Here is a 14194-nt window from a genome sequence, read left to right as displayed (position 1 = left end):
ATCGCGGTTGTGCTGGCTTCCGCCGGCACCTAGATGGAGGTGCACTCATGAGCAAGGTTTCCGGCAAGGTCGCTGTGGTCACCGGCGCAGGCTCGGGTATCGGGCGCGCGCTGGCGGTCGAGCTCGCGAACCGCGGCGCTCGGCTGGCCCTCAGCGACGTCAACGAAGCCAGCCTCGGCGAGACCGTGGACGCGGTCAAGCAGCAGAGCGCCGAGGTGCACGCCGCCCGGCTCGACGTCGCCGACCGCGAAGCCGTCAGCCGGTACGCCGACGACGTGGCTACCCACTTCGGCGTCGTCCACCAGATCTACAACAACGCCGGCATCGCCGACTCCTTCTCCGTGACCGACGGCGAATACGCGCGGTACGAGCGGCTGCTCGGCATCAACCTGTGGGGCGTCATCTACGGCACCAAGGAGTTCCTGCCGCATCTCATCGCCTCCGGCGACGGCCATGTGGTGAACCTGTCGAGCCTGAACGGGTACCTCGCGCAGCCGGAGATGTCGGCGTACTGCACCGCAAAGTACGGCGTCCGCGGTTTCACCGAAGCGCTGCGGTGCGACATGCTGGCGGAGGGCCACCCGGTGCAGGTGAGCGTCGTGCATCCCGGCGGTGTCGCGACCAACATCGCCAACGCGGCGCTGGCCAGCGGCGAAGAGCGTGGCGAGACGCCGACGGAGAAGGACCTGGCGCGAGCCAGGACGTACAACGAGAAGCTGCTGCGGATGCCCGCGACGCGGGCTGCGGCGATCATCGTCGACGGTGTCGAAGCCGGCCGCAGCCGGATCCTGGTCGGACGCGACGCGATCGCACTCGACGCGCTGGTCCGGTTGGCCCCCGGTTGGGCACCCGGTCTGGCGATGTGGGGTCTGCGACGCCTCGCCGCGGGGAAGCGATGACGACCGCCGCGCCCGTCCTGCTCTACGACGGCGTCTGCGGGTTCTGCAACGAGACCGTCCGTACCATCCTCAAGCTCGACAAGCACGGCACGTTGCGCTTCGCCGCCCTCGACAGCGACGCGGCGCGAGGAATCCTCGACCGCCATCCCGAGCTGCAGGGCGTCGACTCCGTCGTCTTCGTCGAAAACCCGGGCACCGCAGCCGAATCCGTCAGCATTCGCTCCACCGGTGCGCTCAAGGTGCTCGAGTACCTCGGCGGCCCGTGGCGTGCGGCGCTGATCCTCAAACTGGTGCCGCGGCCGATCCGCGATGTCCTCTACGACCGGTTCGCCGCCGTCCGCTACCGCATCTTCGGCCGCTACGACACCTGCCCGCTGCCGGCTCCCGAGGTCCGCAGCCGGTTCCTCGACGTGGGCTGACGCGTCAGCGCGACCGCAGCCATGTGGTGATGTCCTCGCCGGGCGGGTCGACGTAGTCGCTGTACTCCGGGTGCTTGTCGACGTAGCTGGCGACGGCCGCGCACATCGGCACGATGCGCATACCGGCGTCCCGGGTGGCCTCCAGCGCCTCACCGATCAGGATGGTCGCCAGCCCGCGGCCTTCGTACTCCTCGTCGACCTTGGTATGGGTGAAGATCCGCTGCTGGTCCCGGTCGGCGTATTCGGCGAGGCCGACCGTCTTGCCTTCGACGGCGATCGTGAAACGGTCGGGCTCGGGGCTGACCGTGGTGGCGGCACCTGTCTTGTCTGTCGTCATCGCGGTCCTTTCGCCGACGGGGGCTGTGCGCTCACCGGTGCAATACCCACATCCCGGTAATCGATCAGCGGGACGTACGGCACACCCAGGCCGGTGAACAGCTCGGTCGCCGCATCGCCGCGGTCCACCATCGGGATGACTCCCGACACCACCGCGCCGGCCTCGACGATTGCCTATGGGCGCGCTTGGTATGGAGGACTTGGATGAGTAGAAGGTGCTTAGACCTGACCGACAGGTTCGATGGCGAGATCCTGATAAGTGATGAGCGGTACGTAGGGCACCCCTTTATTGGCGAAGAGCTTGGTCGCCGCATCGCCACGATCAACCATCGGGATCACGCCGACTACCGTCGCTCCGTCCGCCTCCGCATGATCGAACGCGTCGAGTATCGAACCGCCAGTGCTAACCACGTCGTCAACCAGGAGGACCTTCGTTCCCTGCTCAAATCGAGTTCCTTCGATCCATTGGTTACGGCCGCGCTCCTTCCTTGCCTTGCGGACCGAGAACCAGCGCTTGTGTCCAACGATGGACACGGCTATGGCCAATGGATCGGCGCCCATGGTTAGTCCGCCGACCGCTTCGAACGCAATCTCGTGGTCCGCAGCTAGCTCGACGACTGCGCGAGCCACCAGGACAAGATTGTCGCCATGGTCCACTGCATACTTGCCGTCGATGTAGTCGTGGCTCAACTGGCCGCTTGCGAGAGCGAAGGGCTCATCACGCCGCTCGTAGCCGCGGTTCTTCACTAGCTCGAAGGCCGCCTGCCATGAGTCGGATCGCACGCTAGGATCGGGCATTGCACTCTTCTCTGATCGGCGATGCACCCCGAAGGGTGAGCTCGGATACTTCGACTGATTCGCCGTCGGTCCTGCAGCCTGTCGGTCTCGTGGAACGAGCCCCAATCATAGTGCCGATACTAGTGCGCGCGAAATCGAGCGGTTTGCACCAACACGCAATAGCTGGCAAGCGCTCGCATCGAGTAGCTCGGCACTTGTGGAGGCGTACTGCTCGATACCGCCCCCGGCGTCGGACTGGAACGTGTTCTAATCTCGCCGTGAGGTGCCGCCGATGACCGCCGCGTCCACGATTCCCGGCGATCCGTCGGACGTGACGGCCGAATGGCTGGGCGGGGTGCTCAGCACCGCCGATCGCCGCGTCGAGATCGCCGGCGTGGACGTCACACCGGTAGGCACCGGACAGACCGGCGCGACGTACCGGGCGAGCGTCCGCTACGCCGCCGGGTCCGGCGGACTGCCCGCCAGCTTCGTGGTCAAACTGCCGTCGCAGGATCCGGAGGTCCGCGCCCGCGTCGCGCTGGGGTACCGCTCGGAGTACACGTTCTACACGCAGATCGCGGACACGGTCAGCCTGCCGATGCCGCACTGCTACCACTGCGAGATCGCCGACGACGGCGCGCAATTCGCGCTCGTCCTGGCCGACCTGGCGCCGGCCGAGCAGGGCGATCAGCTCGCGGGCTGCACCCCCGCCGAGGCCCGGCTGGCGGTCACCGCGCTCGCCGGCCTGCACGGGCCGCGCTGGTGCGACCCGGCGTGGCTGACGTTCCCCGGGCTCGTCATGGGCCACCCCGACGAGGACACCGCCCGCGGCCTCGGCGACATCGCCCGGATGGCCACCGACATCACGCTCGAGCGGCTCGGCGGGGCGGTGAGCGCCGCCGACCGCGAGACGCTCGACGCCGCGACCTCGCTGATCACGCCCTGGCTGCTGCTCGAACCCGGCCGCTACAGCGTCCTGCACGGCGACTACCGCCTCGACAACCTGCTGTTCGACCCGGACCGGACCCGCGTCACCGTCGTCGACTGGCAGACGCTCGCGGTCGGGCTGCCCGCGCGCGACCTCGCGTACTTCACCGCGACGAGTCTGCAGCCCGCCGACCGCGCCCGCGCCGAACGGGACCTCGTCGCCGCCTACCACGACGCGCTGCGTGACCACGGCGTGACCGACTACGGCGCCGAAACATGTTGGCGCGACTACCGGTTGGGCATGCTGCAGGCGCCGCTCATCACGACGCTGGGGTTCGCGTTCTCGGCGGCGACCGAACGCGGCGACGACATGGTGCTGACGATGCTGCGCCGGTCGTGCACCGCGATCCGCGAACTCGGCACCGTCGAACTCGTCAGGGAGTCGGCGCCTCCACCACCGCCTTGATGCGCTCGAGCGTCTGCCGCATGCCGTTGCGGTTGGTGCGTCCCCGCGCCCACCCCAGCAGCGCCCAGTAGATCCGCAGCAGCGGGCGGTCGGCGAGCGCAAAGGATTCGGTGACGGCGGTTCCGCCGTCGGTGGGCTCCAGCCGGTAGTGCCACGAGTTGATGGCCTTGTCGTCCGGGCCGACGACGTCGAAGCCGAATTCGCGGCCCGGCTCGCACGCGGTGACGCGGCAGTTGGTCCAGTAGACCGGACCCCTCCCGTTCCGCTTGACGTGACCTTGGAATCGGGCGCCGACGGCCGGCCCGTCGCTGCCCTTCGACCAGCGGCCCTCGAAGGTTTCGGGACTGAATTCGCCGATCCGGGTGACGTCGCTGATCAACGCCCAGATGCGGTCGGGGGCAGCGGCCATGTGGACGGTCACGGAGTCACGCATGCCGTGACCGTACCGGGCCGGCCGGCGCTACCGGCGCAGTCGAGCGCGCCGCCACCGCGGCGACCACTTCGTGGCGGGCCTGCGCGGCACCGAAGTGGAAACCCTGTGCCATCGCGAACCCCATCCGCTCCAGGGCGGCCGCCTGCTCCGCGGTCTCCACGCCCTCGACCACGACGGGCAGGTTCAGCGCGTCGGCCAGCGCGGCGACCGCCCGCAGCAGCGGCGCCGAGGACCGCGGCTGCCCGAGCGATGCGGTGAACGCCGCGTCCAGCTTGAGGTAATCGGTGGGAATGGTGTGCAGCCGACTCAGCGAGGAGTACCCGCTGCCGAAGTCGTCGATCGCGATGCGCACGCCGTGGCGTCGCACCTCGTGCAGCGCGGACGTGGCCGCCGGCGTGTCGGCGTCCAGCACGCTCTCGGTGACCTCGAGCACCAGTTGGTCGGCGGGCCAACCGGTTTCCTCGAGGATCTCGCGAACCCGGTCGGCGTAGCCCGCCTCCGTCAGCTCGAGGCCCGAGACGTTCACCGCCAGCAGGAGTGGCCGGTCCGAAACCTGCGCCTGCATCCAGCGCGCGTCGAGGCAGGCACGGCGCAGCACGTAGCGATCAAGCGCCGCGATGAGGTTCGCGTTCTCGGCGGCCTCGATGACATCGGCGCAGGTCAGGGATGGCCGGGAGTCGGGTACCCAGCGCACCAGCGCCTCCACCGCGATCACCGTCTCCGGGTCGGCGAGCCGGACGACGGGCTGATACCGCACGTCGATCGCGTCCGCGTCCAGCGCGTCACGCAGTTCGACGGCCAGCGGTGTCAATCGCGAGGACTCCAGCATGGTCCGGTTGCGGCCACCGCGCTTGGCGCGCCGCAACGCGATGTCGGCGCGGCTCAGCAGGGTCGCCGCCGACTCGCCGGGCTGCCAGCCGGTCACGCCGGCCGCGCAGTCGCGTCCCGCCGCGGCGCGCAGGCGGTGACTCAGCGCCACGGCCTCGGTTTCGCTGGCCTGTGGCAGCAGCACCGCGAACTCGTCCTCGGCCAGTCGGGCCAGCACATCTTCGGGCGCCAGCACCTCCCGCCAGCGGGCGATCACCGTTTGCAGCAGGTCGTCGGCGGCCCGGTAACCCAGCTGCCGTCGCATGGCACCGCACTCGTCGATGCAGATCAGCACCAGCGCCGGTTGCGGGCCGTGGGGATGCGAGCGGTTGAGGGCCATGTCCAGCAGGCGGTCGAAGCCCTGCCGGTTCGGCAGCCCCGTGAGCGGGTCGATCTCGCCGCGCACCACCAATCGGCTGAGGAACGCGATGAGGCTGCCGATGGCGGCCGTCGTCCCGGCCGCGATGAGGCCCGCCCACCACGGCGCGGCCGACGTCTGGGCCAACGTCAGCAGGCAGCAGAGCACCGCCAGGCCGACGTGCACCACGGCAGCGGGCCAGGGCACGAAGAACCCGGCGCAGGCGATGAACACGTACAACGTGGCCATGGAGACCGCACCGAACGCGGTCGACGCCTCGTACACCGCAACGGAGACCTGCACCGTCGCGATCAGCGTCAGGATCTGGAACTGCCAGAAGCTCAGGCGGCGGCCCCACAGCAACGTGCAGACGCCGAGCGTGACGCCGACCGCCGCGTTGCCGTACTCGACACCGACGGAGTCGAAGGATGTCGGCGCCAGGGTGGCGATCGCGGCCACCAGTGGACTGCCGATCAGCAGGAGGGTGCCGGCGGCCCGCGCGGTCAACTCCGGCGTCGCGATGCCCGGCCACAACCGCGCACGCTGATACGCCGCCCATCCGGCACGCAGCCACCTCACGGCGGAATGCTATCCGAGCAAAGATCGACGTGGTGGCCGAACCTGCCAAACTCTTTGCGATCGTCAGTTCTGTGCGAGCGCGGCGCCGATCGCGCGCCGCATGTCGTCGGCGTTGATCAGCAGGTCTTCGGCGGGTGCCTGCGCCAGCAGGTGCGGGGGCATGGTGGACAACCGCCGCGCCCGCTCGTGCTTGCAGTGGATGACGACCTTGCGGGCGAAGCGGCCGTTGCCGGCGGTGTCCAGTGCGGTGCCGTGCTCGAGCGGGGTGTCGCGCAGCCTCGCGGCTTCGGCGCGCAGCAGCGGCCAGGCCGCGTCGGTGATCGCGATCTTCTCCTTGCGGGCGATCAACTGCCCGATCTGCACGATCTCGTCGGGCGTGTAGCTGGAGAACGTCAGCGTCAGGTGGAACCGCGACGCCAGGCCCGGGTTCGCCTGCATGAACCGCCGCATCTCCTTCGGATAGCCGGCGACGATCACCACGAACCGGTCCCGGAAGTCCTCCATGTACTTCAGCAGCGTGTTGATCGCGTCCTTGCCGAAGGAGTGGCCCTCCTGCTCGGGGGCCAGCCGGTACGCCTCGTCGATGAACAGCACGCCGCCCAGCGCCTGCTCGCACACCTCCCGCATCCGCGCCGCCGTCTGCGAGATGTACCCGACGACGAGGTCCTCCTCGGTGACCTCCAGCACGTCGGGCCGCTCGATCTTGCCCAGCCCGAACAGGAACTCGGCGGCGATGCGGGCGAAGGACGTCTTCGCGGTGCCCGGCGGCCCCTCGAGCACCATGTGGTTCTCGTTGGTGGTCGACGTCTCCTCGCCGCGGGCCGCGAGGATCTGGTCGATCTGGATCTCGGTGCGCCACACCGTGATCTGCTCCTTGGGGCCGGACAGCCCGATGAGCTCGTCGAGCTTGGTCTGCGCCGCCGCCAGCACCGCTTCCTGCTGCGAGGCGAGGTCGGCCGCCGCCCGCGCCTCCCGGCTGGTCTCCGTGCTGCGGTCCCACGGGTCGGTGCGGCTCGCGATGGTCTCCTCGTCGGTCACCACCAGCCGGTAGCCGGGGTTGGCGAGCGCTTCCCGCGCGGCGTCGAGCAGCACGCCGTTGGCGGTCGCCTGCTCGAAGGCGGCGCGGGCCGCGTCCTCCTGGCCGAGCTCGCGCAGACACCAGCCGCGGGTCAGCGCGGCGTCGGCGGCGATGTACTGGTTGGCGGTGCGCACCCGTTCGGCGCGGTCCAGGCCGGTCTGGAACTGTCCGAGCGTGGCGGCCGCCGAGGCGCCGAGGGTGTTGACGGCCGCCGTCAGGTCGTCGATGACGTGCGTGGCGTGGGCCGGTGGGGACGTCGCCGTCGCCGACAGCACGTCCGGCCAGCGGTGCGACAGGTGGTACAGGGCCGCGGTCAGGAACTGGCACCACTGCGCGGCCATCGGGTCCGCGGTGACCACCGGATCGGCCAGCACCGCCGCGGCGGCCGGGAACCGCTGCTCACGGATGAGCGCCGCGGCGTACCCCAGCGCCACCGTGGCCCGCGACCACACGGGCAGCGTCACGTACATCGGAGCGTCGACGCGCGCGTGCAGGTCGCCGTCGACGAGCCCGATCCGGCGGGTCTCGCGGTACAGCGACCGGGAGTTCTCGTGCGCCGCGGCGATCACGTCGAGCCCGGTGTCGCCGCACGCCAGGCGCCCGAGCCAGGCGTCGGACATCGACGGCTGGGCGGCGGTGATCGCCCGGAAGCCGGCCAGCGCGCCGGCGGTGTCGCCGGCCTTGTAGCGCTCGACGGCGGCGTCGAAGGCCCGTCGCTGGTCGGTCGGCGACGTCATCGCAGCGCTCCCCTCGCCGGCGCGTACCGCGGCGAGCGGGGCGGCTCGATCTCGCCGAGGAACGGCTGCTCGGCCTTGAACGTCGCGATGTTGACATCGGTGGTGAACGCGGCGGTGGTGATGCGCACCGTCGACGGCGACGTCTGGACGAACGCGATGTCGGGCGCGCTCATCCGGTCGGCCTCGCCGAGGGTGATGACGGTCGACGCCAGCCCGGCGGGCGGGGGTCCGCCGCGGCGGTCACTCACCAGGATCGTGGGCACGAACTCGGGCGGATGGTGCCGGTCGACGATGGCGATCAATGGCTGCGCGAGGCCGGCCCACTGCCGCGGGTTGTCGGTGTACACCGCGATCCGCTCACCCACCGCGGCCGCCCGGATGAGCAGCTGGCGGGTGTAGGCGGTGCCGGTCCGCAGGTGGATGCGGGTCGCCTGCTCCGGATCGGTGAGCGGCAGCAGCAGCAGGTCGCCGGTTGCCGTCGTGCCGACCATGACGCCCGACGGACCCACCGGAATGTCGAGTCCGACGTCATCGAGCGGCCGTTCGGGCAACCGGGTGTAGGAGCGCTCGGCGGGCAGGCAGCGGACCGCGGCGGGCTGCTGGTCGCCGGGCAGCGTGTTGAGGTACAGGTTCGGCGGGTTCGACGGCGGCTGCGGATCGTTGAGCCGGACCAACGCCGCCACCTTGACCCGGTCGTCGACGGGGCTGCGGTCCTTGCGCATCGCGACGGTGACGACCACCTCGTCGGAGCGCAGCGCCCACAGCTGGTTGAGCGCGGTCGTGGTGATGTCCTCGGGGGAGAACCAGTAGGTGGTCAGGTAGCCGGGGTGGGCGGCGATGGTGTGCCAGCGCTCCCGCGGCGGCGGCGGTGGCGGTGGCCGCATGCCCACCCAGCCGGCCTGCCCGATCTCGTCGCCGGCGGCCGCCTCGCCGCCGTCGCCGGTGCCCGCCGCGGCCACGGCGACCATGCCGGCCCCCAACTCGGTGAGCGCGGTGTCGAGCTCCTTGGCGGTGAGCGGGCGGGCCCGCACTCCGCGCTGCAGCAGCGCGTTCACGATGCGCTCGGTGGCGGCCGCGGCCGTCGCGCCCACCGACGTGCGGTACACCAGGCCGCCGAGCGACTCCGACGTGTCGAGCCGCACGATCAGCCGGGTGGTCCGCTGGCCGGCGGCGGGCCGGTCGGCGAGCAGCGTCGAGTACAGCGGCGGGTAGCCGGTGCCCCGTCGCACCCGCACCCCGCTCGACACGACGTCGATTCCGGCCAGCCGGACGCCGCCGGGCTGGTCGAGCGAGTCGGCGAGGACGTCCATCGGCAGCAGGTTGGTGGTCAGTGCGTTCGCCGAACCGGTGAGCGCCGTCGCCGCGTACGGCTGACCGGCCACCGCGATCATGGTGATCGCCTCGCCGTCGACCGTCCGGACGCCGCAGAGTGCGCTGCCGTGCGGGATGTCCAGTGCCGCGGCCACCGTGACGGGCAGGCGGCCCCGGCGCCGGCGCCAACGCCAGACCGCGGCGAGCCAGCCGAGCGGGGTGCGGCGATGCACTCGCAGGAACAGCAGCAGCACCGCCACCAGCGCCACCGCGATCAGCGGATACCAACTGACGTCCGCCGGCGCCAGCGCCAACGCCGCCACCAGCACGAGTACCTCGACGGCGATGACGGCGCCGACGGGAGCGGCGAACTCCACCGGCCGGGCCTTCACGAGACGCTCCTCACGAGGACCTCCGCCGCAGCGACGCCGCCGCACCGGCCACCGCCGCGACCGCCAGGACGACGCCGGCGCCGATCAGGGCCGTGTACCGCGGCCGCAGGTCCGGCTCCGGCGGTGGCGGGGGCACGTACAGCAGCGAGGTCAGCCGCTCCGCCGGCTGCCGCTCACCCAGCGGGACGTCGAACGTCAGCGCCGCGACCGGGTCCACCACGCCGTAGCCGACGGCGTTGTCGACGCCGCGCGGCGGGTTGTGCGCGGTCTCGGTGATGCGGCGGATCACCTGGTGCGCCGTCAGGTCGGGGTACTTCGCCCGCACCAGCGCCGCGACGCCCGAGGTGTAGGCGGCCGCGAAGCTCGTCCCCCACAGCGGGTCCGCCTGCCCCGGCACCTGCGCGTTCGGGATGGCGTTGACGGGCCGGCCGTTGCGGTTCGACAGCCCCATGATCTCCAGGCCCGGCGCGGCCACGCCGACCCACGGCCCGGCGATGCTCTTGGGTACCGGCTGTCCCTGCGGCGACACCGCGCCCACCGCCAGCACGTAGTCGGAGTACCAGGCGGGGGTGACGATGGTCCGCACGTCGTGCCAGTCGCGCGGATCGTCGGAGCGCAGCGGGTCGAACACCGGGTTCTGCCCGCAGTCGTCGCCGTCGCCCTCGTTGCCGGCGGCCACCACGACCACGACGTCCTTGTCGACCGCGGCGTAGCGGATCGCGGCGCCCAGCGCGTTCTGGTCGACGGGCGCGGCGGTGTTGATGCACGCCGTCACCGAGATGTTCATGACGTCGACGCCGAGGTTCGCCAGGTGCACGATCGCACGGGCGAGCGTGTTGATGTTCCCGGCCTTCTGCCGGTTCTTGTCGCCGGCGCCGGGGTCGGGTTTGGCGGGCACGAACGCGCGCGACGACTGCCTGATCGAGATCAGCGACACGTCCGGCGCGACGCCGACGACGCCGTCGGGACTGTTCGGCGGCGGCGGGGGCACCGGCGGTTCCGCGCCGAGCGGCGGCCCGGCCGCCGGGGCGTCCGGCGGGGGAGGCGGCGGCGGTTCGGGTGCCGGCGGCGGCGGCGGCGGTGGAGGCGGCGGGGCGGGCGCGGTGACGGTGATGGTCGGGGGCGGCGGCGGAGGCGTCGTCGGGTAGGGGGAGGCCGGTGGTGGGGGCGGCGGCGCCTGCGGGGCGCTGCCGGCGGGCATCGGCGGCGGCTTGGCCCCCGGCTCCGACGGCTGGGCGCCGATGATCGAGGCGACGACCGTGCCGTGCGCATCGCAGTCGTCGAGTCCGCCGTTGGCCTCGCCCATCACGTAGTCGCCGCCGGCGTACACCCGCGGCAGCCGCGGGTTGGGGGTGACGCCGGTGTCCACCAGCCCGACGGTGACGCCCGCGCCCGTCGAGTATCGCCACGCCTGGCTGACGTCGAGCATCACGGTGCCGGGGGCGGGCCGGGTGACGTCGGGCGTGGCGACCGTCACCGGGTCGGCGCACAGATCGTTCTGGCGCATCTCCCGGTCGGGGCCCGGCGTGTCGTCGGGCGGCAGGAACGCCGGGTCGACCTTCGGCGGCTCGATCGCGTGGGCGGCCGCCGGGGCCAGCACGTGCACGCCCAGCAGGGCGGTGGCCGACGCGAGCGCGGCCGTGGCGCGCAGCGGGGGAGCGATCCGCATCAGTGGTACCGGATGTACTGCAGCAGGCCGATCGCCCACGCCGCGAACGGCACGACCAGCGCCAGCAGGATGTACTCGCTGTACTCCACCACCTTGCGGACCGGCGGGGAGAAGATGCGCGGCGGCACGACCGTCGCGGCGACCAGGCCGGCCGCGGCGACCCCGAGCGCCGCCCCGCCCGCGATCAGCGCAGCGGCCGTGTTCGCGGCGTCGGCCGCCAGCCCGTCGCGGGCCGCGGTGCCGATCATGGCGGCGGCGGCCGCGGCGACCAGGATGATCGCGTGCCGCCGGTCGCGGAACGCCCGCGCCCGCAGGATGAGGATCACCGCGATGACGCCGACGATCGTCACGTGCGCCCAGTGCCGGTCGCCGTGCGGCTCGACCGCGATGAGCGACGCGGGCACGACGACGGCGGCGATGCCGAGCAGCACACCGGTGAGCACCGTGTTCGACCGGCGGGCGGCGGCGGCCACCTGGTCGCCGGTGAGCGTCACGTCGGCGGGCGGACCGTCCTCGACCGGGGAGATGGTGTCCTCGGGCTGGCCGGGCGCGCGCGCGAAGATGTCGCGGCCGGTGATGGAGCCGAACGTCTGCCGCGGCACCTTGGCCAGCGTGAGCGCCACCGCCGGCGCCGCCGCGAGCGCGACGAGTGCAGCGATCAGCGCCACCACCGCGATCCGCTGGCCCGGGACCTGCCAGAACAGCCGGACACCCGCCGCCACGCCCGCGAAGGTGCCGGCCGTCATGATGGCCGCGGCGGCGCTCCAGTAGCGGTGGGTGAGCCGTACCAGCAGCCAGGTGCCCGCCAGGGCCGTCACGGCGGCGAGGAAGGCGTGCGGGGCGCCGGGCGACCCGCCGGGCGGCAGCACCGCGCCGGTGAGCACGGCGGCGGCGAGCGCAGCCCACGCCGCACCGTCGGTGGCGACCCGGCCCGCCCGCAGCCGCGCGCAGAGCCCCGCGGCCAGCAGCAGCGCGAGCGTCGCGCCGCCGAACAGCAGCACCACCAGCAGCGAGAAGTCCGTCGTCCACCGCAGCCGCCACACCAGCCCGGCCGCCACCGCCAGCGCCGCGCCGGTGATCGCCACGCCCACGGCCAGCGCATCGCGCGCCGACACCCGCACGAAGTGGTCCGACGCGTACTGCGCGAGCGCGGTCGACACGTTCTCCACCACCGGGCCGTAGCGCTCGGCGGTGCCGGCCGGCACCAGCACCAGCACCTCGCCGTCGAGGATGTTGTGCCCCGACAGCGACACGTCCGACGCCAGCGCCGTCATGCCGGCGGCCCGCGCGAATTCGTAGGCGCCGCTGGGCAGTTCGGGCGCGCCCCGGCCCCGCAGCACTTTGTTGATCGCGACGACGGTCGGCTCGAGCAGCGTCGACAGCGGCGCGGCGGCCGGCAGCACGAGGTCGATCTGGTGGGATTCGCCCGCCAGGATCGACACCCGGCAGGACGGCGGCACGGCCAGCGGGGCGCCGGCCGCGGGCGCGGGCGCCGGGACCGCCGGGGCGCGGAAGGTGGTCACCGGCCGCCCCGCGGGCCGTCGGTGGTGGACGCGAAGTGCTCGGCGATCGCGGCCGCGATCTCGATGATCCGGCGCCGGGTCGTCGGGTTGAGCTCCGAGGTGACGTCGATGACGCCGCCGGGCCGCAGGTGCGGGTCGAACGGCACCTCGATGACCACCTGCCCGCGGCTCGCGAACTGCTGCACGAGGATGGACCGGGTGCGCTTGTCGGCGTGCCCGTCGGAGTCGTTGAGCACCACGACCGTGCGGTGCAGCAGCCCGGTGAGGCCCCGGTTCGCCAGCCACTCCATCGTCTGGCCGGCCGCCGACGCGCCGTCCACCCACGGCGACGACACCACGATCAGCGCGTCGAGGTCGCGCAGCACCTCCTGGGTCACCGGCGCGTCCATCGTCGACCCGCAGTCGATGATCGAGATGGTGAAGTGCCGGTCCAGGCGGGACGTCGCTTCCCGGTAGATGCCTGGATCGAGCACCCGCCGCCGCGCCGCGGAATTCTCGCCGGCGAGCACGAAGAGCCCGGCGGCGTTGTTGCCGACCCGGCTGCGCACGTCGGCGAAGGTGTCGAGGTGCTGGTCGGCGGCGAGCTCCCAGTACGAGCCGGCCGCGTTGGGGTCGATGCGGCTGCCGAGCTTGCCGAACGAGGTGTCGGCGTCGATCGCGACGACACGGTCGTCTTGCCGGAGCTCGGCGAACACCGAGCCGACGCTGGCGGCGATCGTGGTCTTGCCGACGCCGCCCTTCCCGAGGACGCCGATCTTGTACCGGCCGCGCAGCAGCGAGCGGATCTTCATCTCCAGCGCGGCCTGGCGGCGTTCGTCGGGGGACGGGCCGGGGTTGATCAGGCCCAGCGAGCCGCGGTAGACGGCGCGCCGCCAGCCGCGGCGCGGCGGCTGCCGCTTGCTGGGCACGAGCTCGGAGGACCGGATGCTGTCGACGTAGGACCAGCCGCCCGCCGATGCCGGCGCGTCCTGCCAGCCCGGTGCACCGCCCCAGCCGGGCTGCTGCGCCGGCCGGCCGGGCACCGGCGGCAGGTCACGCGTCGGCTGCTGCTGCCACGGCCCGGCCGGCGCGTCCGCGCGGGTCGCGAAGACGTGCGTCGTCTCGCCGGCCGTCGAGAACGCCCCGGGTGCGGGCGTGCCCGGTGGCGGCGGCTGACCGGGGCCGGGGTGGGGTCCGAACGGTGCCCGCGCCGGACCCGGGCGCAATGGGTCGGGCGCCGGACCCGGGCGCAATGGATCGGGCGCCGGACCCGGGCGCGATGGATCGGGCGCCGGGCGCGGGGGGTCCTGCGGGGAGCGCGGCGGGTCGGGGGGTGCGCTCGGCCGCTGCGGCTCGGGCAGCGGACCGGCCCACCCGGGCGGCGGAACACCGGGAACGGGGGGTTCGGACGGCCGTGCCGGCGGCTCCGGCGGGCGCACCGGGG

Annotated in this window: 12 protein-coding genes; 3 read left to right on the top strand and 9 right to left on the bottom strand. The window is 72.5% G+C overall.

Translation table 11 applies throughout. The annotated features are described in order from the left end of the window. Positions 1–47: 47 nt before the first annotated feature. Together LV457_RS12295 and LV457_RS12290 are read left to right on the top strand one after the other, a co-directional pair. On the top strand, positions 48–899 hold the full coding sequence (locus tag LV457_RS12295) for an SDR family oxidoreductase (protein WP_232171446.1): 852 nt from the start codon (positions 48–50) through the stop codon (positions 897–899). Further along, positions 896–1318: a thiol-disulfide oxidoreductase DCC family protein gene (locus LV457_RS12290; protein WP_232171445.1), complete on the top strand. Its 423-nt coding sequence runs from the start codon at positions 896–898 to the stop codon at positions 1316–1318. The genes LV457_RS12295 and LV457_RS12290 overlap by 4 nt, the downstream gene beginning before the upstream one ends. 4 nt (positions 1319–1322) lie before the next feature. Here the strand turns inward: LV457_RS12290 and LV457_RS12285 are convergent, their stop codons facing one another. Beyond that, positions 1323–1655, bottom strand: coding sequence for a GNAT family N-acetyltransferase (locus LV457_RS12285; protein WP_232171444.1), 333 nt, complete (start codon positions 1653–1655; stop codon positions 1323–1325). A gap of 218 nt (positions 1656–1873) precedes the next feature. Then, positions 1874–2452: an orotate phosphoribosyltransferase gene (gene pyrE / locus LV457_RS12275; RefSeq protein WP_232171443.1), complete on the bottom strand. Its 579-nt coding sequence runs from the start codon at positions 2450–2452 to the stop codon at positions 1874–1876. A gap of 271 nt (positions 2453–2723) precedes the next feature. Between pyrE and LV457_RS12270 the strand changes: the two genes are divergently transcribed. Beyond that, on the top strand, positions 2724–3824 hold the full coding sequence (locus tag LV457_RS12270; RefSeq protein WP_232171442.1) for a phosphotransferase family protein: 1101 nt from the start codon (positions 2724–2726) through the stop codon (positions 3822–3824). Here the strand turns inward: LV457_RS12270 and LV457_RS12265 are convergent. The 7 genes from LV457_RS12265 to LV457_RS12235 form a co-directional block, all read right to left on the bottom strand. After that, the gene (locus LV457_RS12265) at positions 3793–4257 is read right to left on the bottom strand and encodes an SRPBCC family protein (protein ID WP_232171441.1); all 465 of its coding nucleotides are present in this window, start codon (positions 4255–4257) and stop codon (positions 3793–3795) included. The genes LV457_RS12270 and LV457_RS12265 overlap by 32 nt on opposite strands. After that, complete coding sequence (locus LV457_RS12260; RefSeq protein WP_232171440.1) at positions 4250–6061, bottom strand: bifunctional diguanylate cyclase/phosphodiesterase; 1812 nt, start codon at positions 6059–6061, stop codon at positions 4250–4252. Before LV457_RS12260 ends, LV457_RS12265 begins: the two co-directional genes overlap by 8 nt. 63 nt (positions 6062–6124) lie before the next feature. Continuing rightward, positions 6125–7876, bottom strand: a complete 1752-nt coding sequence (locus LV457_RS12255) for an AAA family ATPase (protein ID WP_232171439.1) — start codon at positions 7874–7876, stop codon at positions 6125–6127. After that, a complete protein-coding gene (gene eccE / locus LV457_RS12250) occupies positions 7873–9579 on the bottom strand; it encodes a type VII secretion protein EccE (RefSeq protein ID WP_232171438.1) in 1707 nt (568 codons plus the stop codon). Before eccE ends, LV457_RS12255 begins: the two co-directional genes overlap by 4 nt. A gap of 10 nt (positions 9580–9589) precedes the next feature. Then, positions 9590–11248 (bottom strand): type VII secretion-associated serine protease mycosin, encoded by a 1659-nt coding sequence (gene mycP, locus LV457_RS12245; protein ID WP_232171437.1) that lies wholly within the window; start codon positions 11246–11248, stop codon positions 9590–9592. Continuing rightward, on the bottom strand, positions 11248–12771 hold the full coding sequence (eccD, locus tag LV457_RS12240) for a type VII secretion integral membrane protein EccD (protein ID WP_232171436.1): 1524 nt from the start codon (positions 12769–12771) through the stop codon (positions 11248–11250). The genes mycP and eccD overlap by 1 nt, the downstream gene beginning before the upstream one ends. Then, positions 12768–14189: a MinD/ParA family protein gene (locus LV457_RS12235; RefSeq protein WP_374198831.1), complete on the bottom strand. Its 1422-nt coding sequence runs from the start codon at positions 14187–14189 to the stop codon at positions 12768–12770. Before LV457_RS12235 ends, eccD begins: the two co-directional genes overlap by 4 nt. Between the last annotated feature and the right edge of the window lie 5 nt (positions 14190–14194).

It is taken from the genome of Mycobacterium sp. MYCO198283, from assembly GCF_021213805.1.
GTDB lineage: Bacteria > Actinomycetota > Actinomycetes > Mycobacteriales > Mycobacteriaceae > Mycobacterium.
The sequence above is the reverse complement of the archived record's forward strand: the minus strand, read 5'-3'. Positions and strand labels throughout refer to the sequence as shown.